The following is a 21,819-nucleotide window of genomic DNA, read 5'->3' as shown; positions in this document are numbered from 1 at the left end:
CCCCCGTCCTGCCCCGACCCGCAACCGCAGCGGATGCTGTCTGCCGATCAAACACGGGGACGTGGGGGCGGCACAGAATGCGGCGTCGCCGACCAGGGCGACACGCCCGGCGGACCCGGTGTCCATCCGGAATTGGACCATGGCGTCGAAGTAGAGGGCGCCCGCATGGCCCAGCTTCTCCAGCCGTATCGGGGCCTGCCGGCCCAGGTGCACGGCGCGCGCTTTGAGGACCCCTGTCTGGGCGGCTCGTCGGCGGCATCCACGACGGTGCAGTCGCCGATGCCGGTGTTCCGCTGGCGAATGCGGTCGAGGGTGCTCATGTGCTCGAGAACAGTAAGGGCCGGGCCGCGGCAGCCGACTGCCTGGCCGCCGCTCCGCAGCGCGGGGGAGCGCTCGACGACCCCGGGGGTGTACCCGTGCCGCTTGCGTCAGTACGCCACCGTGGAGCCCGCCACCCCGTCCCCGGAGGCCAGTACCTTGGGACGCTCGAGCCGCACCCCGGTGAACAGATCGTCCTCCGGGAGGCAGACCGGGACCCGGGAGTCGGCCAGGTGGTAGTCCTCGGTGGGCCACACCTCCCGCTCTACCGCGCGGTCGTGGAGCATGAAGCCGGCGTTCGGGTCGATCTGGGTGGCGTGGGCCAGCAGCGCCCGGTCGCGGGTGGGGAAATACTCCGCACACGGCACTCGGGTGGTGAACTCCGCGGGCGGGTCGGTGGCTTCGTCGCCGAACTCGGCGATCACCTCCTCCATGCCGGAGGGGATTCCACGCCTGGTCATGCCGTCGTGCAGGGCCCTGAACCAGGCTCTGGACAGCGCCCCGTGGTAGTAGAGCTTGGACGGCTGCCAGGCCGGGCCCGCCTCCGGGAAGCGGTCACCGTTCCCGGCCGCCTGGTAGGCCGTGGCGGCCACCTGGTGGGTGCGGATGTGGTCGGGATGCGGGTAGCCCCCGGTCTGGTCGTAGGTGAGCACCACATGGGGGCGGAACTCGCGGATCAGCGCGACCAGCGCCGCCGTCGACTCCTCCAGCGGAACCGCGGCGAAGCAGTCTTCGGGCAGCGGTTCCCCGTCGAGGGGCAGGCCGGAGTCGGTGAAACCCAGGAACTGCTGGCGTACGCCGAGGATTTCGCGGGCGGCGGCCATCTCCTCGCGGCGGATCCGGGCCAGCTCGGCCCGGACTTCAGGGCGGTCCATGGCGGGGTTGAGCACGGTGCCGCGCTCGCCGCCGGTGCAGGTGACCACCAGGACCTCGGCGCCCTCGGCGGCGTATTTGGCGAGCGTCGCCGCACCCTTGCTGGACTCGTCGTCGGGGTGGGCGTGGACGCTCATCAGGCGAAGCGGTTGTTCTCGGGTGACGCGCAGGTTCATGCGGCGTTCCTTTCGGTCCACTCCGCCAGGCGGTGGAGGAAGGTGTCGGTGGCGGCGGTCGGGCCGGCCAGCAGACCCAGGTGGAAGACGTGCGGCAGGTCCTCGTAGAGGTCGAGTTCGGCAACCGTCCCTGCCGCCCGGGCGGCAGCGGCGAGGCGGCGGGCGTCATCGGCGAGGGCCTCGGCGCCGCCCGCAGCGATCAGCAGGGCCGGCAGCTTGGACAGATCGCCGTGCAGGGGGGGATTGGGGCGCGGCATCGGGCCGTGCCCCGGCCAGATATTGGGTGCAGACCTGCTCCAGGCTCTCCCTGGTGACGGTGTCCCGCCCCCGGTTGTCCGTCAGGGAGGGGGAGGACAGGGTCAGATCGGCGAGTGGAGAGACCAGCACGGCCGTGCCGGGCAGCGGTTCCCCGGCCGCCTTGAGGGCGAGGAGGGCGGAGAGGACCAGGGTGGCGCCGGCCGACTCACCGAAGTGGACGATGCGCCCGGCGGGCACCCCTTGGTCGACCAGTGCCCGGTGGGCGGCGACGACGTCGTGCAGGGCCGCCGGGTAGGGGTGCCGCGGGGCGAGCCGGTAGTCGACGCCGAGGACGGGGCGGTTGGTGGCGCGGGAGAGGTGGCGGGCCAGGGCCCGCTCCGCTTCCGGGTGCCGGCCGGAGAACCCGCCGCCGTGGACGTAGAGGATCGCACAGGCCTCGACGGGCGTCCGGCCGGAGGCGTCGGCCCAGCTGCCTAACGCGGTGCCGGGGGCGGAGAACGCGGGCGGGAGGTCCGCGTCAGCGGGTGTTTCGGGGATGCCGTCGGCAAGGCAGGCGAGCCGCTCGCGGACGGAGGCGGACTGGTCCGGGGTGATGCGCAGGATCACACGCTTCCCTTCTGCTGTTGCACTTGGGCAGGAATAAACTTAGGTCGGACCCATTCTGAGGTCAACCATATTTATTGGCTGGACCTAAGTTAAGGTGGGTGGCATGGCAACCGGACTGCGCGAACTGAAGAAGCACCAGACCCGCCAGGCCATCTCCGACACCGCGACGCGGCTGTTCCTGGAGCGCGGTTTCGAGGCGGTGACCATCGCCGAGATCGCCGCCGCGGCGCAGGTGTCAAAGATGACCGTCACCAACTACTTCCCGCGCAAGGAGGATCTGGCCCTCGACTTCCATGAGGCCTTCCGCGGCAGTCTGGCCGCCGCACTGGACTCGCGCAGGGAGGGCGAGTCCGCGCTCGCTGGGCTGCGCCGCGAGTATCTGGCGGCCGTCGGCCGACAGGACGCCCTCGCCGGCTTCTCCGGACCGGAGTTCGCCCGGATGATCACAGGCAGCCCCACTCTCGCCGCCCGACTGCGCGAACTCCACCAGCAGCGCGAGGACGCCCTCGCCGAGACCCTCGCTACCGAAACCGGAGTACGCGCCGACTCCCTCACTCCCCGGGCCGCCGCGGCCCTGCTCGCCGCGGCCCACCGGACTCTGTTCCACCACGCCCTGGACCTCACCATCGCGGGCCGCACGAACCGTCAGCTTGCAGACGCCCTACCCGAGGCGGCCGAGCAGATCTTCGCGCTGCTGGAACCATCCCTCGCCGATTACGCCGTGCGCGAGGCCGCATGATCCGGTCCGCGTCCTCCATGGCGGGTCGTTCCGTGACCCCGCCGTCCGCGCCGGCATCTGGAGAACACGGGCCCGACTCGCGCACTCCTGCCCATTCGCCGTAGCTGAGGGCTTGGCGGGACTCCCAACTCTCTACAAAAAACAACCATGACCAAAACTGCAATCAGTAGTGTTTCGAACGGTGTGGCGTTATTCTCTGGGCATGGTGACCCCTGGAAGCGCGCCCGGCAGGCGCGAACGCAAGAAGGCAGCAACCCGCAAAGCCCTGGCCGACGCCGCCCTGGAGCTCTTCTTGGAGCGCGGTTACGAGAAGGTGACGATCGCTCAGATCGCCGAGGCCGCGGACACGGCGACCACGACGCTGTTCGCGCACTACCCTGCAGGCAAAGAAGCGCTGATCCTCGACGACAGCGGAGAGCGGGAAACGTCCTTGATCGAGGCGGTCCGCAACCGGTCCGACGGCACCTCGGCCCTGGACGCCCTGCACACCTTCTTCGCCGGCCGGGCCCCCTTCGCCGACGACCGCGACCTGCCCGAGCGCTACCGGCGCGCGTCGAAGCTCGTCATGGACACCCCGGCGCTGTGGGCCTACGCACGCCAGGTCTGGGTGGCCTGCCAGGATCCGCTCGCCCGTCTGCTCGCCGAAGCAGCCGGACAGAGCGAGCCCGACGACTCCTTGCACCTCCTCGCGAGCTACGTCCTGGAGACTCCCGGACACGCCGCGGGCCGCCCCGACCGCAGGGCAGCCCTGGACGAGGCATTCCGCCGCCTCCGCCTGGCCTGGCCCGAGCTCTGAGCCCAGACCGCCGCCCACGGGTCCCACCCTCGAGCCCACGCAAGGAGCCTCTCCCGTGACATGGAACATCCACCAGCCCCCGCGCGCCGACGGCACCACCGTGCTGGTGACCGGCGGCAACGCCGGCATCGGCTACTTCGTCGCCGAGCAGCTCGCCGCCGCGGGAGCGACGGTCGTCATCGGCAGCCGCAGCCATGCGAAAGCCTCCGCTGCCGTGGACGCCATCACCGCCCGCATACCTGGCGCACAGGTGCAGCACATCCCCCTGGACCTGAGCGACCTCGACTCCCTCAAGGCATCGGTCGACCATCTGGCCACCGACTCCCTCGACGCCGTCGTCCTCAACGCGGGCATCGCACTCGACGACCCGCCCCGCCAAGAGAACCGGCGCGGCCACGAACTGATGCTCGCCACCAACCACCTCGGCCACTTCGCCCTGGTGAACCACCTGGCACCCTGGCTCAACGGAGCCCCGGCCGCCCGGATCGTCACCATGGGCAGCTTCGCCGCCCGTTCCGAACGCCTCGACCTGGACGACCTGCAATCCGTACGCGACTACGACCCCAAGCGCACCTACGGACGCTCCAAACTCGCCCAGATGACCTTCGCCTTCGAACTCGACCGTCGGCTACGCGCCTCGGGCAGCACGTCCATGAGCGTGATCGCCCACCCCGGTGGCGCCCTCGACGCCCTCACCCCACCCCGTGCCGGAATTCACCAGCGCTCCAGTGGGCAGCACTTGCTCACGCTGCCCGCCAAAGCGCTCGTGCAGGGAAAGGACGCAGGTGCATGGCCCGCCGTCCGGGCCGTTCTCGACCCGGACGTCCAAGGCGGCCAGCTCTGGGGACCCAGGACTTTCGGCCTGCGCGGCAAGCCCCACCTCGAGAAGCCGCACGACCACATGACCGACCGAACCACCGGCGCCGCGCTCTGGACAGCGACGTCCACCCTGACCGACGTAGACCCCTTCGCCGGCTAGACAGTTCGTTCAAGCCCCAGGATTTCGTGAACCCGCAGGCTTCCGTCTGGGACTGCCTCGCCCCCGACGTGCAGGATCTGTGCGGCCGCCCGTACCTGGATCGCCGCCCCGCGCTGCTCGACGTACTTGCCGACGTCCCGCCTCCGATCCAGGACGTGCCCGGTGCCCGCCATAGACGATCCTGCCGTGGCAGAGGTGTGCGGCTTTGTTCACGGGTAGCGTCAGCGGTTGTTCACGGGTTTGGGAGGCGCACCGATCCACGGGCGGGTGATGTTCATGAGTCTTGACTGCGCTGCGGTTCTTGCAAGTGTGGGACCCGCCTTGTGGCCAAGGGACCGGCATCCAGATGAGCTGCGATGCGTTCGACGGTCCGGGCGTTGTCCTCAAACAGATGCGCCTGCATGCCTGCCGCCTGGGCTGCTTGGACGTTGACTGCGACGTCGTCGATGAACAGGCAGTTCTCCGGCCGCACGTCCAAGCTGGCGAATGCTGCCTCGAAGGCACGCAGGTCGGGCTTCTCGATGCCGATCTCGTGCGAGTAGACGATCTGCTCCACCAGCTCGTCGAATTGATACAGCGACGTCTCTCGCTCCCGGGCGCCGACGAAGCTGTTGCTCAGGATGCCCAGCCTGCAGCTTCCGCGCAGTCCTCGCACATAGTCGATCAACTCTACGTTGGGCGTGCCCAGGTATTCCGCCCAGAGGTCAGCCATGAAGGCTTCAACCTGGGCTGTACCAAGACCCAAACGGGCCGCCACCTGCTCGTGTACCTCGCGTTCGCTGATACGCCCGACACTCCCGGCTCGCCACACGTCACGCATCCGCTCATGGACAGTGCCCAGTGGCAGCTCCAACCGCTCCTCCCACCGCGGCACCCATCCTGTTTCCGGCGTGAACTCCAGCACGCCGCCGATGTCGAGAATGACGCAGGTCGCGGTCACACGAACTCCCCCTCTTCGGCCTGGCCTGGCCTGACCAGCGAGCTCAGATCGCCCGCTGGTGCGATCGGCAGAGACACTGTCGTCTCTCCCTCTGTGGCGAGGTCAAGTGATCTCCGAAGCTTGTGACAACCCTGTCGTGTTGGTCATCTCCGGTATGTCCCAGGTCTTGTCGGCCACGGCGATCCGGACGAAGCGTGTCCGTCAGCTCTTCCAGGTGCCAGGTGGCCAGCGCCGTCTTGCTTAGGTTACGGGTTGCTTCCGGAGTATCGGGGAGCGGCAGCCCTTCCCGGACTCCCTGGTGTATGCCGGGACTATTGCCGAACTGCGCCTGAGGTGGTCGCGTTCCCGTCTACTCTTGGCACTCCGAACTGAGGCTGTAGGACCTGGAGGTCTGTATGGCTGAGCCTCTCAAGGCGCATTTCGTAGCCGACCCGATCGAGCTTCCTGACGGCCGGAAGATCCGCGTCAGCGCCTACCCCGACGGCAGCATTCGGTTCCGGGTCGACGGACTGCCGTACGTCCTGACCGAGGCGTATCTCAGTGGTAACCCCGAGAGCGACAAGGCGATCTTGAAGATCTCGCCCGTAAGCAGGGGAGCAGTGCCGCGCAAAACTACACGGAGTGACTGGAAGGCAAGAACGGCAAGTAGACGCATGAAAACGCCCCGACCTCCACGATGGCTCGAGTTGCCGTGATGCATGCCAGTCGTACGAGCATGAGCAGCGGGGGGGGGGAGTCCTGATGGGGCCGTCTTTAATGCTGTAGGTGGCCACGGTGTGCGCGACGTCCGTGATTCGGTTCTGTAGAAGGTGCGCAGTGGCACCATCCAGAAGGCTGGGTGCTCGCCCAGCGGGACACCGTTGACCAAGGCGGGGCGCCCTCGAGGCAGTGCAGTCCGTTTTTGCCCCGGCACAGGCCGATTTCGGCGAGCCGGTCGAACGCATGCCAGTCGCAACGCACGCGCTGAGACCGCATACGGGGAGCTTTTGAGTACGCCTCGCTGGCAGCACCTCTTTGGGCCTCACTGCACCAACGAGTGATGGCTCCGTCGACCACCAAGTTGATCTGGCCCCACCTGTATTGCAGACGCCGTAGCCTGCACGGGCAGGCACGCATTGGAGTCGGCTGACAGCCCCGGGCGGTCGGCTGCGGCGGGAAGGGACGACATGCGCAGCGGTCGCCTCGCGCTACGTCTGTCGGAATGGGCGTGCGCGGCCCTTGTGGCACTGGGCATGGTCTACGCGGCACTCCTGTTACTGGTCGCCGATCCCGACGCGCTGTTGGTCACATACAAGCGTGGCGGACTATCCCCGTTGATCATCTTCTTCGCGGGGGTCTGCGCCTGCTGGCTCTGCCTGCGCTTGATCAGTTCGCGGCAACGCCCGCCGGTCGTGCTGGTCATCGGCGTTGTGTGTGCCGTCGGCCTCCTGGCCGTGCTCTGGCGGGGAACCCAGGGCACGGTGGAAGAGCAGCACGTCACGCCTTCCTCGCCCAGTGGGCGCTTCCATCCGTCGCAGCACCCTGACGACGCGCCGGGCGCGGTGCAGCCCCCGGCACCGCCCAGTGCCGGGACGTAAGTTGGCCGCAATCGGTGTGAGGAACGCAGCGGGCCAAGCTCGGATCCGCTTTTTGAGTGAGGACGAGTCGTGACAGTGAACTTCTTCCAACCCGTCGCGGCAGCGGGGAAGTTGGGCCTCCAGCGACGTGAAGTACCTGGTAGATGGGTTCTCGACCAAGGCATCCGTCTCCATCAGAGGCTTGGTGTGCTCGCCCGTCCGCCCCGCTGAACCTGTCCAGCTCCGCTTCCTTGTGGGCAGCCTGGGCACCTTCTCCGATGAGTTCCGGTCACGGTGGTGGTCCACCTTCAGAAACGACTACAAGGAGAGATCCGAGTGGACCTGTACAGCGTCATGTGCGTGAGTGACCGCGGCAAGGCAGTGGAGTGGTTTGAGGTATTTTTCGGGCGCCCAGCGGACGACATCATCGGCAAGGAGTTCCTGTGGCGGGTCGGTGAGAACGCGTGGGTCGTCGTCGACGATCGGGACGTGCGCGCTGAGCGAGTAGGCGGAGCCATGATCACGCTCGGCGTGAACGACCTCGACGAGATCCTGGCCCGACTCGCCGTACATGGGATCGACCACGAAGCGGTCGAGACCTACAGCAACGGTGTACGCCACGTCGTCGTGCTGGACCCCCCGACGGGAACAGCCTCTCGCTCGCCGAGGCACCCACCCAGTGAGCCTCCTTGAACCTGCGCTGCGCACGGGCCTCCACTGCATCCGATCTGCTCAAACTGAGGGTGGAAAACTGTCTCCTCAGTCCAGGTCGGACATGTCGAGTACGAAGCGGTAGCGGACGTCGTTTCGCCGGAGGCGGTCCAGTGCTGTGTCCACCTGTGACGACGGGAGTACTTCGATGTCGGCGGCGATGCTGTTGTCAGCGCAGAACTGGAGCATCTCGGCTGTCGCCGGTCGGCCCCCGCTGCCCGCGGAACTGAGCTTCTTGCGGCCGGGGAGCAGGTCCATGGCCTCGACGGTGATGGGGCCCAGGTAACCGAGGAGGCTGAGGGCCCCGTCCATCGCCACCAGTTTCAGATACGGGGCGAGATCGTGAGGGCTGGAGATGGTGTCGATGACGACGTCGAAGGTGTCGCGTGCCGTGGCCATCTGCTGGGTGTCGGTGGAGGCGATGAGGTCGTGTGCGCCGAGCTTACGGGCGTCCTCGCGCTTGTCCTGGGTGCGGCTGATGACCGTCGTGGTGGCGCCGAGTGCCACGGCCATCTTGACCGCGAGGTGGCCCAGGCCGCCGAGGCCGGCCACGGCTACGCGGCTGCCGGGGCCCACACCGAGGGAGCGCAGGGGTTCCCAGACGGTGACGCCGGCACACATCAGGGGGGCGGCCGCGGCCGGGTCGAGGCCGGAGGGGAGCGGGTAGGCGAAGGCGTCGCGCACGACGTACTCGCGGGAGTAGCCGCCCAGGGTGGTCGATCCGTCCTGCCGGTCGGTGCCGCCGTAGGTCAGAGTCGGGAAGGAGTGGCAGAAATTCTCCTGTCCGGCTTCGCACATGGCGCACACGCCGCAGGAGTCGACGATGTTGCCCACCGCGACGCGGTCGCCGACCGAGAAGGTGGTTACCTCCCGTCCGATCGCGGTCACCACGCCGGTGAATTCGTGCCCGGGCACCAGGAGCGCTTTCGTGTCCTGGTCGTACGCGTGCAGGGCGTGCAGGTCGGTGTGGCACACGCCGCAGTAGTCGACCTGCACCGCGATGTCGTCCGGGCGAAGGTCGCGGCGCTCCAGCGGCGTGCGCCGCAGCGACGTCGGGCCGGCTACCTGCCATCCGGTGGTCGTTCGCATGCTTACTCCTTAAACAGACTGTTCGGTCTGCCGAAGCGTAGACGCGGTCGCGCGTCAAGGCAAACCAACTGTTCTGTTTGGTAGACTGCGGGCATGCCGGAACAGCCCCAGACCTCGCGAGGCGCCGCGACCTACCAGCGCATCCTGGACGCCGCCACCGAAGAGTTCGCCCAGCACGGCATCGCCGGGGCGCGTATCGAACGCATCGTTAAGGCGGCACGCACCAACAAGGCACAGCTCTACGCCTACTTCGGCGACAAGGAACGACTCTTCGACGCGATCTTCCTCGGCTCGCTGGAGCGCATCACCAACGTTGTGCCCATCGACGCCGACGATCTCGCGGAGTGGGCCGTTCGTCTCTACGACGAATATCTGCGCCGCCCCGACCTGATCCGGCTGGCGACGTGGACGCGACTGGAGCGCCGGCCTGCCGGGCACCTCGTCGAGACCCACCAGCACTACGACGACCGCAAGCTCACGGCCATCGCCGAGGCTCAGGCCGCCGGGCGGGTCCGCGCAGGTGACCCGTTCGACATCATGGCCATGGTCATCGCGATGTCCATGGCCTGGTCACCGGTCAGCAACGTATATGCGGCCAGCAGCCAAGAACCTGATGGCGTACATGACCAGCGCCGGGCTTTGCTGCGCGACTGCGTACGAAGCGCCATCGCGGGCGGCGCAGGCGACGTATCTCCCTAATGACTGCCACCAGCATCCCTGGTGACGATCAGGCGCGTCGCCTGGGCTCCGGCCAGGACCGGAGCCCAGGTCTCACGCTGGAACTGCGGCTGCCTGCCCCTGCGGGGCGCGCAGGGGCGGTACCGGCGCCCAGATAGACGTTGCCGACGCTGCCACGCGCCACCAAAAATCGGCCGCAAAGGGCCGAACCCACAGACGCGGCAGCAGAGCGGGAGACAATCCCTGGCTCGAGCCCGGCCTCGGGTCGGACATGATTCCGGCCCCCTCAACATGGTGCGTTGAGGGGGCCGGGTTGGTAGCGGGGACAGGATTTGAACCTGCGACCTCTGGGTTATGAGCCCAGCGAGCTACCGAGCTGCTCCACCCCGCGTCGGTAATCCTTACTTTACCGCACTCCGCAACGCCCGTTGCGCACGCCAGTGCCGTTCGGCGGCAGCCGCCGGAGCCGAGCCGTTCTGTGCGATGGCCTGGCGGCAGCCTGGCGCGGGTCGGTCGGCCCTGAGGGACCCGGCTCGCAGGGGTTTGAGGCCCGGCGTCAGCTGTGTCTGCGTCCGTCGGCTCCGCCGTGCGGTTGCCACCGCCACAGTGTCGTCAGCGGGAGAGAGCGTTGCCGCAGACGACGACCTGGTGATCGGTCGAGTATCGGTAGGTACTCGTTTCAGGCGAGTGCCCAGGTCTCGCCTTCGGGGCGCGCTCGGCGCACAGGCCGGCGACGGCTGAGGAGTCAGCGTCCTGCCCGAGTTGGAGATGGAGCCGGATGGCGGCTCAGGTAGTCAGGCCGTGGCGAAGCGGGTGAGCACTGCTTCGGTCCGCACCGCTGGCAGGGCCTGCCGGAACGCCCGGTAGTAAGCCAGTTCTTCCTTGCTGCGCAGGTCTTCGCGGGAGGCCTTTTGTGCGGCAGCGAGTTCGGTGTCGCTGATGCGCGTTTCGAAGTGAGGGGTGAGCAGATCCTGCGCTCCGCTGCCGGTGCCGAACTGCACCTTACGCCGCCACAGCAGCCGTTCGGGCAGCCAGCCGGTGAAGGCGCGTCGCAGGTGGCCCTTCTCCATGCCGTCCGGCTCCAGTGCCTTGACCTGTGGAGGCAGTGTCATCGCGTGGGCGATGACCTCCGCGTCGAGGAACGGCACGCGGGCCTCCAGGCCGTGCGCCATCGTGACACGGTCGCACCGCTGAAGGTTCAGACCGTGCAACTGCTCCAGAGTGCGCTGCAGTTCGCGGTTGAGGTCGTCAGGGTCGGTGTGGTCGCGGTGGTAGTAGCCGTAGCCCGCGAACAATTCGTCGGCGCCCTCGCCGGTGAGTACCGCCTTGACATGCTGGGAGGCCAGTTCCGCGAGGAACCAGTTCGGCACCGCGCTGCGGATCAGGCTGGCGTCGAAGGATTCCACGGAGGCCACCACTTCCTCCAGGACCGCGATGGCTTGGTCCGCGTCGAAGACGGTCTCGTGATGCTCGGTGCCGAGAAAGGCTGCCGCGTCGCGGGCCGCCAGGAGATCGGGGGAGCCGGCGGTGCCCACCGCGAAGGTTTTGAGGCGCTTGCCGGCCTTGGCGTACTCGGCGGCGGCGACCGCGGCGACAATGCTGGAGTCGAGGCCGCCAGAGAGGAAGACGCCGACATCCACGTCGGCCATCAGATGGCGGTGGACCGAACTGACCAGCACTTCGCGGGTCGTCTTCTGCGCGTCCTCGCCTGCTGCGGTGCCCCAGGGGCGCTCGTTGTGCCCGGGGACGGTGTCGGCGAAGCGCACCAGGCCGTCCTGTGGCGTCCAATAGCAGCCGGGCGGGAAGATCTCGGCTGCGGGCTGCATTGCCTCGGGGAAGGCACGCAGCTCGGAGGCGAAGTACACGAGGGTGTCATCGCGGGCCCAGTACAGCGGCTTGATACCCAGCCGGTCACGGGCGGCGACGAACCGCCCGTCGGGCGCGGCGGCGCACAGCGCCCACATGCCCTGCAGCTCCTTGAGGGCCTGCGGCCCGTGCTTGCGCAGAAGCACCAGCGCCGCCTCGCTGTCGGAGTCGGTGGAGAAGTGACCCTCGCCAAGGTGATGGCGTAGGTGGGTGTGGTTGTAGATCTCACCGTTGCAGACCAGGGACCAGCCGTCGTCGGGAGAGCTCAGGGGCTGTCGACCTCCGTCGAGGTCGACGATGGACAGCCGCGTGTGTCCGAGCCAGGCGTGGTGTCCGATGGTCCGGTGGTCGCGATCGTCGGGGCCTCGGTGCGCGATGCGCGAGAGCATCGGCACACCCTCGGCGACGGTATCGAGGGGCTCGGGGCGTGTCGGGTCGCTGTAGAGGCTTGCTATTCCGCACATGACTTCGAGGCTAGAGAGGCGGAGCCTATGCAACAACTGGAGTTGCGCTATGCGCACGAGGTCCTCAGTATGCGGGCATGAGCAATGACAGTCTGAGCAGTGTCCGCAGGGCTCTGGAGGTGCTGCGCGCACTGGGTGAGGGGCACCCGCTGCGTGTGCAGGACGTGGCCGAAATAGTCGACAAGGAGAAGAGCCAGGTCTCGCGCACTCTGAAGGTGCTGGCCGAGGAAGGCTTTGTCGAGCGTGACGCGGAATCGATGGAGTACCGGCTCGGCTGGGAGATCTTCGCGCTCGCTCAGGCGGCGGGCGATCACGCACTGAATCGGGAAGCACCGTCGGTCCTGCGTTCTCTGGTGCGGGAGACGGGGGAAGCCGCCTACCTCACCATGCTCGCAGGCAGCGCCGCGGTGACCGTCCTGACCGAGCGGCCGGGCCGTGCACTGCAGGCACAGGAGTGGATCGGGCGGGCGGCTCCGCTCAATTGCACGTCCAGCGGGCGTGCGCTGCTGCTCGGTCTGCCGGACGAAGAGGTTGTGTCCCTCCTCGCCGTGCACCCGGACCCGCTGCCGGGAGCCGGGCACGCCCCACACAGCGTTCAGGAGGTGCTCGATCGGCTCAAGAAGGAACGCGTCACCGGGCATGTGGTGGCCGTGGAGGAGTACGAACCGGGCCTTGCTGCGGTTGCCGCACCGGTCCTGGATTTCCGAGGAGCGACGGTGGCCGCGATCAATGTCTCCGGCCCCCTCTTCCGTCTGCCTCCTGAGGCCATTGCCTCCGTCACCGAGGCAGTGACGGAGGCGGCGGCCTGTCTGTCCAAGGTTCTGGGATCCGGGTGACGCGAGCCCGCCGGCGATGTCGAGGAGCACGAGTTGGTGTGGATCGTCTCCTGGACCTCCGAGGAGTTCGTGCGCACCCGGAACCCGGAGCTCATGCTGGCCGGTAACGGGCCTTACTTGGTCGACCGTGCGACGGTGGACTGCACCGGGTCGGCGTCGTCTCAGCGGCAACCGGGGCGTGGGAGGCCGACTATCGAGCCCAGATACGTGGGCTGCCAGTGCGCACCGCAGTAGACCATCCACACGATGCGCTGTGCGAAGTCGCCGCTGTGCGCGGACGTGTGCACGCTGTACGAGCACTGTGCCAGAGGCTGCCGAGGTTCTCTCCTACGGAGGCCTTTGAATTTGTGAGCGCAATGCTGGACGGTGATGCGCCCGCGCGCCTTGTGCCCGTCGCCACCAAGGAGCTCGTGGAGCCTCTCAAGCCGGTACTCCCAGTGGAGACGATTCTGAGCGGAGGGGAGCGGAGATCCGAGCCGGGCAGAGACCCGAGGCGTGACGGGAAGGCCGGTCGGCATGGCGATCGCGCACCTGGTCCCATTCGTCGGACGTGGCGAGGAAAACGTCGGCGCCACCGTCGTAGTACTGGCGCAGAGCACTTGTTTCGTTGCTGTCGTGTTCCTGTGGCTGCGGGCCCGGCGGTGGTTCGCTGAACTGCTGTATGTGCTGGGGGGAATTGGGGTCCTCAGAGCTTGGGGCATAGGTTGACGGAATGGTGGAGGGGGCGGACTCCGCGGCGCAGACCATGCCGCAGGAGCAGACGAGTCAGGGGCGGCATGCCGTCCGGAGGAAGAAGGACAAGGGTGGGCTGGCTCGTTCGTCCTTGGTGATGGCTGTTGGCACGGTGGTGTCACGGGCAACGGGACTGATCCGCCAAGTGCTGCAGGCCGCTGCGCTCGGAACGGGCTTGCTGGCCAGTACCTACAACACGGCGAACACCGTGCCGACGAGCCTGTACACGCTGCTGATCGGTGGCGCGCTCAACGCCGTGCTGGTGCCGCAGCTGGTCCGCGCCAGGGCCACGCAGCCTGATGGTGGACGTGCTTACGAGCAGCGTCTCGTCACGCTCGTCGTCTGTGTGCTGGGTGTGGGGACGGCGCTGGCGGTGTGGGCGGCGCCCCAGATCGTAGGCCTGTACATGCGGGACACCCCGGACAGCCACGAGTCGTTCGAACTGACGGTGACGTTCGCGCGGTTCCTGTTGCCGCAGATCTTCTTCTACGGGCTCTTCAGCATCTACGGGCAGGTGCTGAACGCTCGCGAGAAGTTCGGGGCGATGATGTGGACCCCAGTGCTGAACAACGTGGTGCTGGTCGGCATGTTCGCCGCCTATCTGGGGCTGATGACGGTTCCCGACCGAGTTGAGGACATCACAACCGGCCAGGTGCAGTTGCTGGGGATCGGGACGACGGCGGGCATCGCCGTGCAGGCCCTGGCGCTGATCCCGTTCGCGCGGGCAGCCGGGTTCCGTTTCCGCCCACGGTTCGACTGGCGGGGCACCGGCCTGGGCAAGAGCGTCCACGCGGCGAAGTGGACGCTGCTGTTCGTCCTGGCCAACCAGGTCGCCCTGACAGTGGTCACGAACTACGCCAACGCCGCCGACCAGGAACTGCCGAAGGCCGGCGCGGGATACTCGGCCTACACCTACGCGCAGACCATCTGGATGCTGCCGCAGTCGATCGTGACGGTGTCCCTGGTGACGGCCTTGCTGCCACGGATGAGTCGGGCCGTCGCTGAGGGGCGCATCCCGGATCTGCGCGCGGATCTGTCCCGGGTGCTGCGGATCAGTGGCGTCGTCATCGTGCCCGCCGCGTTCTTCTTCCTCGCTCTGGGGCCGCAGATCTCCTCGCTGTTGTTCGCCCATGGGGCGGCGGACGCCGACTCGGTCCGACCGCTGGGGTACATGCTGCAGGCGTTCGGGCTCGGGCTCATTCCGTTCTCCGCTCAGTACCTGCTGCTGCGCGGCTTCTACGCGTTCGAGGACACCCGCACTCCGTTCTTCATGGCGGTCTGGATCGCGGGCGTGAACATCGCCCTGGCCACCGCCTGCCATGTGATGCTGCCCGCCCGGTGGGCGGTCGTCGGCATGGCAGGGGCCTACACGCTCTCCTACGCGGCCGGTCTCGCACTCACCGCGCACGTGCTGCGCAGGAGGCTTGGGAGTCGCATCGACGACGGCGGCCTGCGCCGCACCTACGTGAAACTGTTCTGCGCTGCGGGCCCTGCTGCTGGGCTGGGTTGGGCTACTGCCCGTGCGTGTACGGGCCTGGGAAGTGGAACGTGGCCTACGGCTGTCGCACTGGCTATCGGGGCGCTGACGACAGCCGTGGGATACCTCCTTCTCGCCCGGCTGCTGAAGGTCGATGAGTTGCGTCGCCTGCCCGGGATGCGCTGAGTCAAGGCAGACGACGCGAGTACGTCGAAAGCAGGTTTCCGGGAGCGACTCGGCTGGGCGCACGCCACGTGGCTGATGAGAGCCGGGGTCACACCGACCAGCAGGAACCGATACTCGTGTGGGATCAGCTGGACAGGGAGAGCAGTTCGTCGATCACGGGCCCTGGGCCGTCATTGGTGAGGTGCGCGATGGCCGCCATCGGCGCGGTCACTCGGCTCCAGGCATACAACCGGTCCCCGTCGAGCCCGCACGCGGTCGCCACCCGCTGGCAACGAGCCTCGACGCCCTCTTGTCCGGCGCCGGCGACCACGTAGTCGACGGCGTCGAAGCACGGGTCGCCCACACATGCCTTGGGGTCGATCGCGATCAGTCCGCGCGACGGGCCGCCGTCCAGGACGTTGCCGAGGTGCAGATCGCCGTGCAGCAACACGAGCCCGGTCTGACTGTCCAGCAACGTCTCACAGCGCTGTATCGCCCGCTGCCACGTGGCCTGGCCGATCCGTGCGGCGATGGCCGGCTCGGACAGCCGTCGGCCGATCCGGGCGAAGCTCTCGTCGAACCGGCCACGCAGATCCAGTGGCCAGTGCGCGGGTGGGGCCACGGAGTGCAGTGCGGCGAGCAGTTCTCCCCACTGCTGAGGCAATGACGTCTGCGGCATGTCCTCGGCCTCGGTGCCGGGCAGGACCTCCTCCAGCACCATCGCCCCGGCCTCCGCGTCGGCAGCCAATACGGTCGGCACCCGACCCGACGGCGCGAACACGCGCAGCATCTCCACCTGCTTGGTCAACAGGGCGCGATCGGGGCTGAGTTTGAGAACCGCGGGCGTTCCGTCACGCCATTGACAGCGCATGACGACAGAGGAGGCTCCACTCTCGAACAGCTCACCGAGTACAAAACCCCACCGCGAGGCCAGCCGCGCAGCGACGTTCGGAACCTCAGCGAGCCAAGCTTCTGCCTCGGGGCCGAACCGACCTACCAACTGAGCGCGGACCATTTCCATATTCATCACGGCAGCTTGCACCCCGAACTGCCGCTATGCACGCGGATATCGACTGAAGCCAGGGTGCGTGACCTGGTCGGCCGGACCGTCCGACGGTTGTGCGGATGTGGGTACGGCTGAGCGGCACGTCATCACCTCGGGACAGCGGAAGAGGGGCGGGTTGCGTCGCGTCAGGTGGGGTGGGGTGGCCCGTACGGCGGGGGCGTTGAAGCGGCGTCGGGGTGCTCATGCGGGGGACTCATGCTTGTCACCATTCGATGCGGAGGTGACCTGGTAGGACAACAACTGCCGAAAAAGCCCGGGCTGTTGGGAGAGTTGGGCGTAGGTGCCCTCCTGAACGATGCGGCCTTCGTCGAGAACCACGATGCGGTCGGCGATGGCGACGTTGGTGATGCGGTGGGTCACCAGCAGCACCGCCCGGTCCCGGGCGAGGGCCCGCAGCCGCTGAAAGATGCGGTACTCGGCGCGGGGATCGAGATTGGCCGTCGGCTCGTCAAGAACCAGCAGGCCTGCCTGGCGGAAGAAGGCCCTGGCCAGGGCGATGCGCTGCCACTGACCGCCGCTGAGTTCCTCTCCGTTGAGCCACTCGCGAGCCAGGAGGGTGTCCAGGCCGGCGCCGAGCTTGTCGACGACCTCGTCGGCGTCGGCCGCCTCGCACGCTTCACGGACCGCCGCGTCGCCGCGCGCGGTGGGCTGTCCCTGGGTCACGTTCTCGCGCACGGTCAGCGGCCAGTGCGCGTAGTCCTGCGGCACGAGGGCAACCTGCTGCCACAGAGCCTGTGGGTCGGTGTCGTTGGTGGAAACGCCGTCCCAGAGAACGTGTCCGCCCGAGGGCAGGTAGAGGCCGCTGACCAGCTTCGACAGTGTCGACTTGCCCGAGCCGTTGAAGCCCACCAGAGCGGTCACCTCGCCCCGGCGCAAGGTGAGGGACACATCGGACAGCGCGTCGCGATCTTTCCCCCCATACCGGTGAGTGACCGACTTGACTTCGATCGTCTCCGGCGGCTCGGGGAGGTGCTGGCCCCGACGCATGCGGAAGCCCCCGGCCTTGTCGAGGAAGCCGGTCCAGTCGTCCATGTAGAGCCCGGTCCGGACCGCTCGTGCGCCGACGGCCACCAGGCCGCGGACGGACACGCCGACGGTCTGCAGGGCGAAGACGGCCGTGCCGGCATGTCCGACGGTGATCCGCCCGGTGGCGAGCAGCCACACGACCGCCGCCCACACCAGCGCTGAGCCCAGCCCTCCGCAGACCGCACCGACCAGGGACATCCGGGCGCCCTGGTCGGCTGCGGCCCGGTCCTCGCGGTTGATCCGGGCGACCGTGCTGCGGTATCGGCCGGAGAGGAAGTCGGCCATGGTGCCGGCGCGGATCTGGTCGGCGGCGTCCTTGGTGTAGATGTGCCAGCGCAGCACGGACAGCATGCGGTTGTCGCCGTTGCTGCGGAGGTTGGCGAGGTAGCGGACGCGCGCGGCGCTGACCTGGGCGAGGGCCTGCGGGAGGCTGGCGGCGATGAGGAGGGGGAGGAGGACCCAGTGCACGCCGGCCAAGACGATCGCACCGGCGAGGAAAGCGGCGCTTGAGGCGATGAGGTCCTGGCCCTCATTGATCAGGTCGCCGGTGACCTGGGCGCCGCGGTCGGCGGCTTCTCGGTCGCGGTTGAAGTCTGGGTCGTCGTAGGCGCAGAGCTCGACCTCGGCGCAGCCGGTGAGGAGCATCTGCTCGGCTTCGCGGGACATCAGCGGACCCAGCCGGGAAGAGAGCCAGTTGACGGTGATGCCGAGGAGTGCGCGTACGCCGGCGGCTGCGGCCAGCATGGCGACGGAGGGCCATGCCTGGAGGAGCCGGTGGTAGACGTCTCCGTCGCGTAGCAGGGCGGTCAGGGTGCCGGCGATGGCGACCAGGCCCAAGGCCTGCATCACCCCGCTGATGGCTTGGCACAGCAGGAGGCCGAGGGTTGCCCGCCGGTCGACCTGCCAGGCCAGGGCCAGCGAGCGGCGCACCAGTTGTGGCAGGCGGCGGGCCATGTCGCGCGTCCGGATCGAGCGGCCGGCTGCCTCCCGGCTGCCCGTCAGGTCGACGAACCGCATCTGCGGCTCAGGCGTGGACGAAATGACGCCTGCCGGAGAGGAGGCGGACGGCGCGGCGGAGGTCGCTGCGGTGGAGCGTGGCCCCGGAATGTCGTCGGCTGACGCATCGGTGGATTCGCTCATGCTGCCCACCCCGTGTCCGGGTGTGATGAGGTGAGCAGCTGGCCGGTGGGGCTCACTTGGGCGAGAGGCTGATGTCCGTTCTCGACGGGCTGGTGCAAGGGGGCGGTGGTGGGGTTCATGGTGTTCTTTCTGCTTTGAAGACGTGGCACGGCAGCGGAGCGCAGTGCGCCAACTCGGCGTGCATGGGGGTGGGTTGCGGCTCTGTGATGGTGCCTGGGTCAACGACCGGGCAGGCAGGATCGAACACGCGTGTTTAGGACGAAGCCGCGTCCCCGGCAGCTTGCGGGATGCTCGCGTGCCGAGTGCAGGTGCCCTTGCGTTGGGCGGGTCTCGCCTTGACGAGGGATGGCCGAAACGCCGCAGCTGATACGCGTGTGACGCATGGGGTTAGCTGACGGATTGTGTTCGCTCGCGGTGCTGGTCGTGTTGACTGATCAGGTCGGTGATGCCGTCGACGGACGCGAACCGCGGGCCGACCATGTCGGTTTGGTTGACTTCTGGGGGGGGGGCTGGTGGGGCACGGGCTGGTGGATGTCCCTGCGGACCGTGCGGTCCCCATCCGCTGGTGAGGAGATGTCGAGCACGCCACGGGAACGGCTGCTGGGATGCCTCCGGTGGATCCAGACCTACAGCCGGGGGTGCCCCTATGCAGTTAGTCAAGGTGACGGGTTAGCTTGCTGGTCGTGTCGGTTGGGGGGATGCTCCGGTCCTGATGCCGACACCCGGCATCGAGATCAGGACCCGGGAAAGAGGGTGGGCCTCCAGCAGTTCCTCGATCCGCCCGGCCAGGAGTTTGCGCTCGTCGAGCACGCCCTGGAGCGCGGCCGCCTCGGTGTCGGGGCCCACCACAGTCTGTTCGTCCAGCGCGGTAAAGAAGTCCTCGACCAAGCGCTCGGCCATGCATGGTGCCTTCGGCCCGGCGCGGCAAAACTTCGTGAACGCCGGCAGAGTGTCAGGCCGAAGAAGTCAGCGCGGCGGGGATCTTGGCGAAGGTCTCCTCGACCAGTTTCATCAAGCCGTCGCGGCCTCCGCGGCCGCCCTGCGCCGTCCAGTGAAGGGAAGCTGTGCGCCAGGCGGCCACGAAGATCTCCACGGTCAGTGGGAGACGCAACTCGTCGGTGTCGGCGCCGGCGGAACCGTTCACTGTCTTGACCAGGGCTCGCGTCGTGTCCTGGCAGTAGCCCAGGCTGTGCGCCTGCAGCGCGGGGACGGTCTCCGACAGTTCGCGGGTGGCCAGGAAGCGGCGGTCCCAGTCCGGGTCCATGGCGGTCAAGGTGGTTTCCAGGGCGAGGCGGAGAGCCTCAAGGAGCGGGCCGTCCATCTTCAGGGTGGCCACGTAGTCGAGATAGGCCGACCACAAGTCGCTGTCGGCGGCCAGGGCGACGTCTTCCTTGGAGCGGTAGTTGCGGAAGAAGGTCCGCTTGGACACCTCTACGGCATCACACAGGTCATCCAGCGTGGTGGCGTCGTATCCGTGTTCGGTGAACAGGAGGAGCGCGGTCTCGGCCAGGGCCCTGTGAGTGCGCAGCTTCTTGCGTTCGCGCAGTGGCAGGTCGCGCAGGTCATCACTCACGTCCTCAGGATATCACTCGGAGGCTGTTGCCCTTTGACAGCTAATGCCACTGAGTGGCACTGTCGCCTCAGTGGCCAATCATGGCTGCTGAACTCCCCGTGAAGGAGCCTGAATTCGTGACTACCGTGCCTCCGGGTCGCCCCCGTCCGGCGATCACGCTCGTGGTGGTGCTACTGGCCTTCCTCACCGTGCCGATGTCCATCTCCGGAGCAGCCGTCGCGCTACCCGGCATCAGTGAGGACCTGCACACCGCAGGCGCACCGCTGCAATGGGTCATGAACGCCTACAACTTGACGTTCGCCTCGTTCACGCTGGTCTCCGGCTCCGCAGCCGACCTGGTGGGGCGCCGACGGGCCTTCGTGGTCGGCGGCGGAGTGTTCGCCGTCGGCTCACTCGCCGCCTCGGCCGCACCCAACATCGTCCTGCTGGACATCGCCCGCGCTCTGTCGGGTATCGGTGCGGCCGGCGTCTTCGCCAGCGGCGGCGCGATTTTGGCCACCACCTTCGACGGCGCCGCGCGCACCCGCGCATTCGCGGCGCTCGGCAGCGCCGCCGGCCTCGGCCTCGCCGTCGGACCCACCCTGTCGGGCTGGCTGGTCGGCGGGGTGGGATGGCGTGCCACCTTCGGCCTGCACGCCGCCATATTGGCTGTCGCCCTGGCCGGTGCCGGCTACGTCGCCGAATCCCGAGCCGAGCACAGGCCCCGCCTGGACGTGTCCGGTGCTGTCATCTTCGTCGCCGGCCTCGGCACGCTGGTCCTGGGCTCAGTCCAGGGGCCGGAGTGGGGCTGGGGGAGCCCAGGTGCACTGGCGCTGCTCGTCGCCGGCGTGGGGCTCCTTGTGGTCTTCGTCGTCCTCCAGGCCCGCTCCGCCACCCCGCTGCTCGACCTGACGCTGGTGAAGAACCGCCGCTTCCTGGCCCTGTGCATGGTGCCCGTCGTATCGACCTTCGGTTTCGTGACACTGCTGACCTACCTGCCCACGTACTTCGTGGGTGCGAGCGGCTTCTCCCCGCAGCGCGCCGGAACGGTGCTGCTGCTGATGACCGCACCGGTGCTCCTGGCGCCGCCGCTGGCTGGAGGACTGGTCAACCGGGGTGTTTCGGCCCGCGTGGTGATCACGATTTCATTGGTGATGTTCGCCGGCGGGAACGCATGGCTCACGGTGATCGCCTCTTCCTCCTCCGTCGCCGTGATCGCCGGGCCGCTGCTGCTGACCGGGCTGGGCGCCGGACTGTCCTTCGGCGTGGGCGACGGCGCGGCGATGAGCCTCGTCGACTCCCATCAGGCCGGGATGGCCACCGGATTCCTCAACACCATGCGCATCGGCAGCGAGGCCATCGTGATCGCCGTGTACGGCGCGGTGCTGGTCAGCTTGATCAGCACTCGCGTCGGCTCCCAGGGCCTTGCCGCGAGGGTTGCCGCGGGAGACCTGACCGGCGGTGACTCCGGAACGCTGGCCGACGGGTTCACCCATGCCCTGCATGTTGCCCTGGGCGCAACGGCTGCCGTGTGCACCCTTGGAGCGGTAGTCATCGCTGCCGCACTGGCCCCGCCACGCCGCCGTGTCTCAGCGACGAGCTCCCCTCCCAAGGACCCCCAGCTGCCCACCACGGTTGCCTGACCAGGCACATCAAAGCCCTTGGGGATGCCACCGCGGGGGGGGGAAAAAAACCTACCCAAACAGGGGCGAAATCCTCCTCCAGGGGGTGGCCAAAGTCGGCTCGTGTCTGTCCAGGGAGGGTTTTGTTCCGATG

General features: G+C 68.0%; 17 protein-coding genes, 1 tRNA gene and 2 pseudogenes. 10 read left to right on the top strand and 10 right to left on the bottom strand.

What is annotated here, in order from left to right; genetic code table 11:
• Positions 1-428: 428 nt before the first annotated feature.
• Both mca and ACFVDP_RS08245 read right to left on the bottom strand, forming a co-directional pair.
• On the bottom strand, positions 429-1,367 hold the full coding sequence (gene mca, locus ACFVDP_RS08250; RefSeq protein WP_383485201.1) for a mycothiol conjugate amidase Mca: 939 nt from the start codon (positions 1,365-1,367) through the stop codon (positions 429-431).
• A pseudogene (locus ACFVDP_RS08245) lies at positions 1,364-2,231 on the bottom strand (alpha/beta hydrolase fold domain-containing protein). The gene mca and the pseudogene ACFVDP_RS08245 overlap by 4 nt, the downstream one beginning before the upstream one ends.
• A 103-nt stretch (positions 2,232-2,334) precedes the next feature.
• Here ACFVDP_RS08245 and ACFVDP_RS08240 point away from each other — a divergent pair.
• The 3 genes from ACFVDP_RS08240 to ACFVDP_RS08230 all read left to right on the top strand — a co-directional run bounded on the left by ACFVDP_RS08240 (position 2,335) and on the right by ACFVDP_RS08230 (position 4,745).
• Positions 2,335-2,970 carry a TetR/AcrR family transcriptional regulator gene (locus tag ACFVDP_RS08240; RefSeq protein WP_383485198.1) on the top strand — a complete coding sequence of 212 codons (636 nt, stop codon included), beginning with the start codon at positions 2,335-2,337 and terminating at the stop codon, positions 2,968-2,970.
• Positions 2,971-3,172: 202 nt separating this feature from the next.
• Positions 3,173-3,766 carry a TetR/AcrR family transcriptional regulator gene (locus ACFVDP_RS08235; protein ID WP_383485195.1) on the top strand — a complete coding sequence of 198 codons (594 nt, stop codon included), beginning with the start codon at positions 3,173-3,175 and terminating at the stop codon, positions 3,764-3,766.
• Between the two features lie 55 nt (positions 3,767-3,821).
• Positions 3,822-4,745 carry an SDR family NAD(P)-dependent oxidoreductase gene (locus ACFVDP_RS08230; protein WP_383485192.1) on the top strand — a complete coding sequence of 308 codons (924 nt, stop codon included), beginning with the start codon at positions 3,822-3,824 and terminating at the stop codon, positions 4,743-4,745.
• 274 nt (positions 4,746-5,019) lie between these two features.
• Here ACFVDP_RS08230 and ACFVDP_RS08225 read toward each other — a convergent pair whose 3' ends face one another.
• The gene (locus ACFVDP_RS08225) at positions 5,020-5,685 is read right to left on the bottom strand and encodes an HAD-IA family hydrolase (protein WP_383485189.1); all 666 of its coding nucleotides are present in this window, start codon (positions 5,683-5,685) and stop codon (positions 5,020-5,022) included.
• A 1,166-nt stretch (positions 5,686-6,851) separates the two neighbouring features.
• On the opposite strand from ACFVDP_RS08225, the gene ACFVDP_RS08220 reads away from it, so the two are divergent.
• Together ACFVDP_RS08220 and ACFVDP_RS08215 are read left to right on the top strand one after the other, a co-directional pair.
• Positions 6,852-7,262 (top strand): hypothetical protein, encoded by a 411-nt coding sequence (locus ACFVDP_RS08220; RefSeq protein WP_383485186.1) that lies wholly within the window; start codon positions 6,852-6,854, stop codon positions 7,260-7,262.
• A gap of 315 nt (positions 7,263-7,577) precedes the next feature.
• Positions 7,578-7,934 carry a VOC family protein gene (locus tag ACFVDP_RS08215; RefSeq protein ID WP_383485184.1) on the top strand — a complete coding sequence of 119 codons (357 nt, stop codon included), beginning with the start codon at positions 7,578-7,580 and terminating at the stop codon, positions 7,932-7,934.
• A gap of 66 nt (positions 7,935-8,000) precedes the next feature.
• Here the strand turns inward: ACFVDP_RS08215 and ACFVDP_RS08210 are convergent, their stop codons facing one another.
• Positions 8,001-9,041, bottom strand: coding sequence for an NAD(P)-dependent alcohol dehydrogenase (locus ACFVDP_RS08210; RefSeq protein WP_383485182.1), 1,041 nt, complete (start codon positions 9,039-9,041; stop codon positions 8,001-8,003).
• A gap of 93 nt (positions 9,042-9,134) precedes the next feature.
• Here ACFVDP_RS08210 and ACFVDP_RS08205 point away from each other — a divergent pair, with 93 nt between their 5' ends.
• Complete coding sequence (locus ACFVDP_RS08205) at positions 9,135-9,740, top strand: TetR family transcriptional regulator (RefSeq protein WP_383485179.1); 606 nt, start codon at positions 9,135-9,137, stop codon at positions 9,738-9,740.
• 293 nt (positions 9,741-10,033) lie between these two features.
• Here ACFVDP_RS08205 and ACFVDP_RS08200 read toward each other — a convergent pair.
• Together ACFVDP_RS08200 and asnB are read right to left on the bottom strand one after the other, a co-directional pair.
• Positions 10,034-10,110, bottom strand: a tRNA-Met gene (locus ACFVDP_RS08200).
• 403 nt (positions 10,111-10,513) lie between these two features.
• On the bottom strand, positions 10,514-12,049 hold the full coding sequence (gene asnB / locus ACFVDP_RS08195) for an asparagine synthase (glutamine-hydrolyzing) (RefSeq protein ID WP_383485176.1): 1,536 nt from the start codon (positions 12,047-12,049) through the stop codon (positions 10,514-10,516).
• A 77-nt stretch (positions 12,050-12,126) separates the two neighbouring features.
• Here asnB and ACFVDP_RS08190 point away from each other — a divergent pair, with 77 nt between their 5' ends.
• From ACFVDP_RS08190 to murJ, 3 genes are all read left to right on the top strand, one after another.
• Positions 12,127-12,885: an IclR family transcriptional regulator gene (locus ACFVDP_RS08190; RefSeq protein ID WP_383485174.1), complete on the top strand. Its 759-nt coding sequence runs from the start codon at positions 12,127-12,129 to the stop codon at positions 12,883-12,885.
• 36 nt (positions 12,886-12,921) lie between these two features.
• Positions 12,922-13,119 carry a YrhB domain-containing protein gene (locus ACFVDP_RS08185; RefSeq protein ID WP_383486047.1) on the top strand — a complete coding sequence of 66 codons (198 nt, stop codon included), beginning with the start codon at positions 12,922-12,924 and terminating at the stop codon, positions 13,117-13,119.
• A 478-nt stretch (positions 13,120-13,597) separates the two neighbouring features.
• Positions 13,598-15,280: a murein biosynthesis integral membrane protein MurJ gene (gene murJ, locus ACFVDP_RS08180; protein ID WP_383485171.1), complete on the top strand. Its 1,683-nt coding sequence runs from the start codon at positions 13,598-13,600 to the stop codon at positions 15,278-15,280.
• A 124-nt stretch (positions 15,281-15,404) separates the two neighbouring features.
• Here the strand turns inward: murJ and ACFVDP_RS08175 are convergent, their stop codons facing one another.
• The 4 genes and pseudogenes from ACFVDP_RS08175 to ACFVDP_RS08160 form a co-directional block, all read right to left on the bottom strand.
• On the bottom strand, positions 15,405-16,280 hold the full coding sequence (locus ACFVDP_RS08175; RefSeq protein WP_383486045.1) for an aminoglycoside phosphotransferase family protein: 876 nt from the start codon (positions 16,278-16,280) through the stop codon (positions 15,405-15,407).
• A gap of 225 nt (positions 16,281-16,505) precedes the next feature.
• Positions 16,506-18,368 carry an ABC transporter ATP-binding protein gene (locus ACFVDP_RS08170; RefSeq protein ID WP_383486043.1) on the bottom strand — a complete coding sequence of 621 codons (1,863 nt, stop codon included), beginning with the start codon at positions 18,366-18,368 and terminating at the stop codon, positions 16,506-16,508.
• An 822-nt stretch (positions 18,369-19,190) separates the two neighbouring features.
• A pseudogene (locus tag ACFVDP_RS08165) lies at positions 19,191-19,406 on the bottom strand (IS110 family transposase); the annotation flags it as partial.
• Between the two features lie 37 nt (positions 19,407-19,443).
• On the bottom strand, positions 19,444-20,064 hold the full coding sequence (locus tag ACFVDP_RS08160; RefSeq protein ID WP_383485168.1) for a TetR/AcrR family transcriptional regulator: 621 nt from the start codon (positions 20,062-20,064) through the stop codon (positions 19,444-19,446).
• Between the two features lie 80 nt (positions 20,065-20,144).
• Between ACFVDP_RS08160 and ACFVDP_RS08155 the strand changes: the two genes are divergently transcribed.
• Positions 20,145-21,686: an MFS transporter gene (locus ACFVDP_RS08155; protein WP_383485165.1), complete on the top strand. Its 1,542-nt coding sequence runs from the start codon at positions 20,145-20,147 to the stop codon at positions 21,684-21,686.
• Positions 21,687-21,819 lie beyond the last annotated feature (133 nt).

The organism is Streptomyces sp. NPDC057694, from assembly GCF_042799415.1.
In the GTDB taxonomy this organism is placed as follows: Bacteria; Actinomycetota; Actinomycetes; order Streptomycetales; family Streptomycetaceae; genus Streptomyces.
The sequence above is the reverse complement of the archived record's forward strand: the minus strand, read 5'-3'. Positions and strand labels throughout refer to the sequence as shown.

Bases quoted from the DNA above. Each gene is read 5' to 3' on its own strand.
- ACFVDP_RS08220 (WP_383485186.1), top strand. From the start codon at position 6,852: ATGCGCAGCGGTCGCCTCGCGCTACGTCTGTCGGAATGGGCGTGCGCG.
- ACFVDP_RS08205 (WP_383485179.1), top strand. From the start codon at position 9,135: ATGCCGGAACAGCCCCAGACCTCGCGAGGCGCCGCGACCTACCAGCGC.
- ACFVDP_RS08175 (WP_383486045.1), bottom strand. From the start codon at position 16,280: ATGGAAATGGTCCGCGCTCAGTTGGTAGGTCGGTTCGGCCCCGAGGCA.
- ACFVDP_RS08235 (WP_383485195.1), top strand. From the start codon at position 3,173: ATGGTGACCCCTGGAAGCGCGCCCGGCAGGCGCGAACGCAAGAAGGCA.
- ACFVDP_RS08170 (WP_383486043.1), bottom strand. From the start codon at position 18,368: ATGCGGTTCGTCGACCTGACGGGCAGCCGGGAGGCAGCCGGCCGCTCG.
- ACFVDP_RS08155 (WP_383485165.1), top strand. From the start codon at position 20,145: ATGGCTGCTGAACTCCCCGTGAAGGAGCCTGAATTCGTGACTACCGTG.
- mca (WP_383485201.1), bottom strand. From the start codon at position 1,367: ATGAACCTGCGCGTCACCCGAGAACAACCGCTTCGCCTGATGAGCGTC.
- asnB (WP_383485176.1), bottom strand. From the start codon at position 12,049: ATGTGCGGAATAGCAAGCCTCTACAGCGACCCGACACGCCCCGAGCCC.
- ACFVDP_RS08190 (WP_383485174.1), top strand. From the start codon at position 12,127: ATGAGCAATGACAGTCTGAGCAGTGTCCGCAGGGCTCTGGAGGTGCTG.
- ACFVDP_RS08240 (WP_383485198.1), top strand. From the start codon at position 2,335: ATGGCAACCGGACTGCGCGAACTGAAGAAGCACCAGACCCGCCAGGCC.
- ACFVDP_RS08210 (WP_383485182.1), bottom strand. From the start codon at position 9,041: ATGCGAACGACCACCGGATGGCAGGTAGCCGGCCCGACGTCGCTGCGG.
- murJ (WP_383485171.1), top strand. From the start codon at position 13,598: ATGGTGGAGGGGGCGGACTCCGCGGCGCAGACCATGCCGCAGGAGCAG.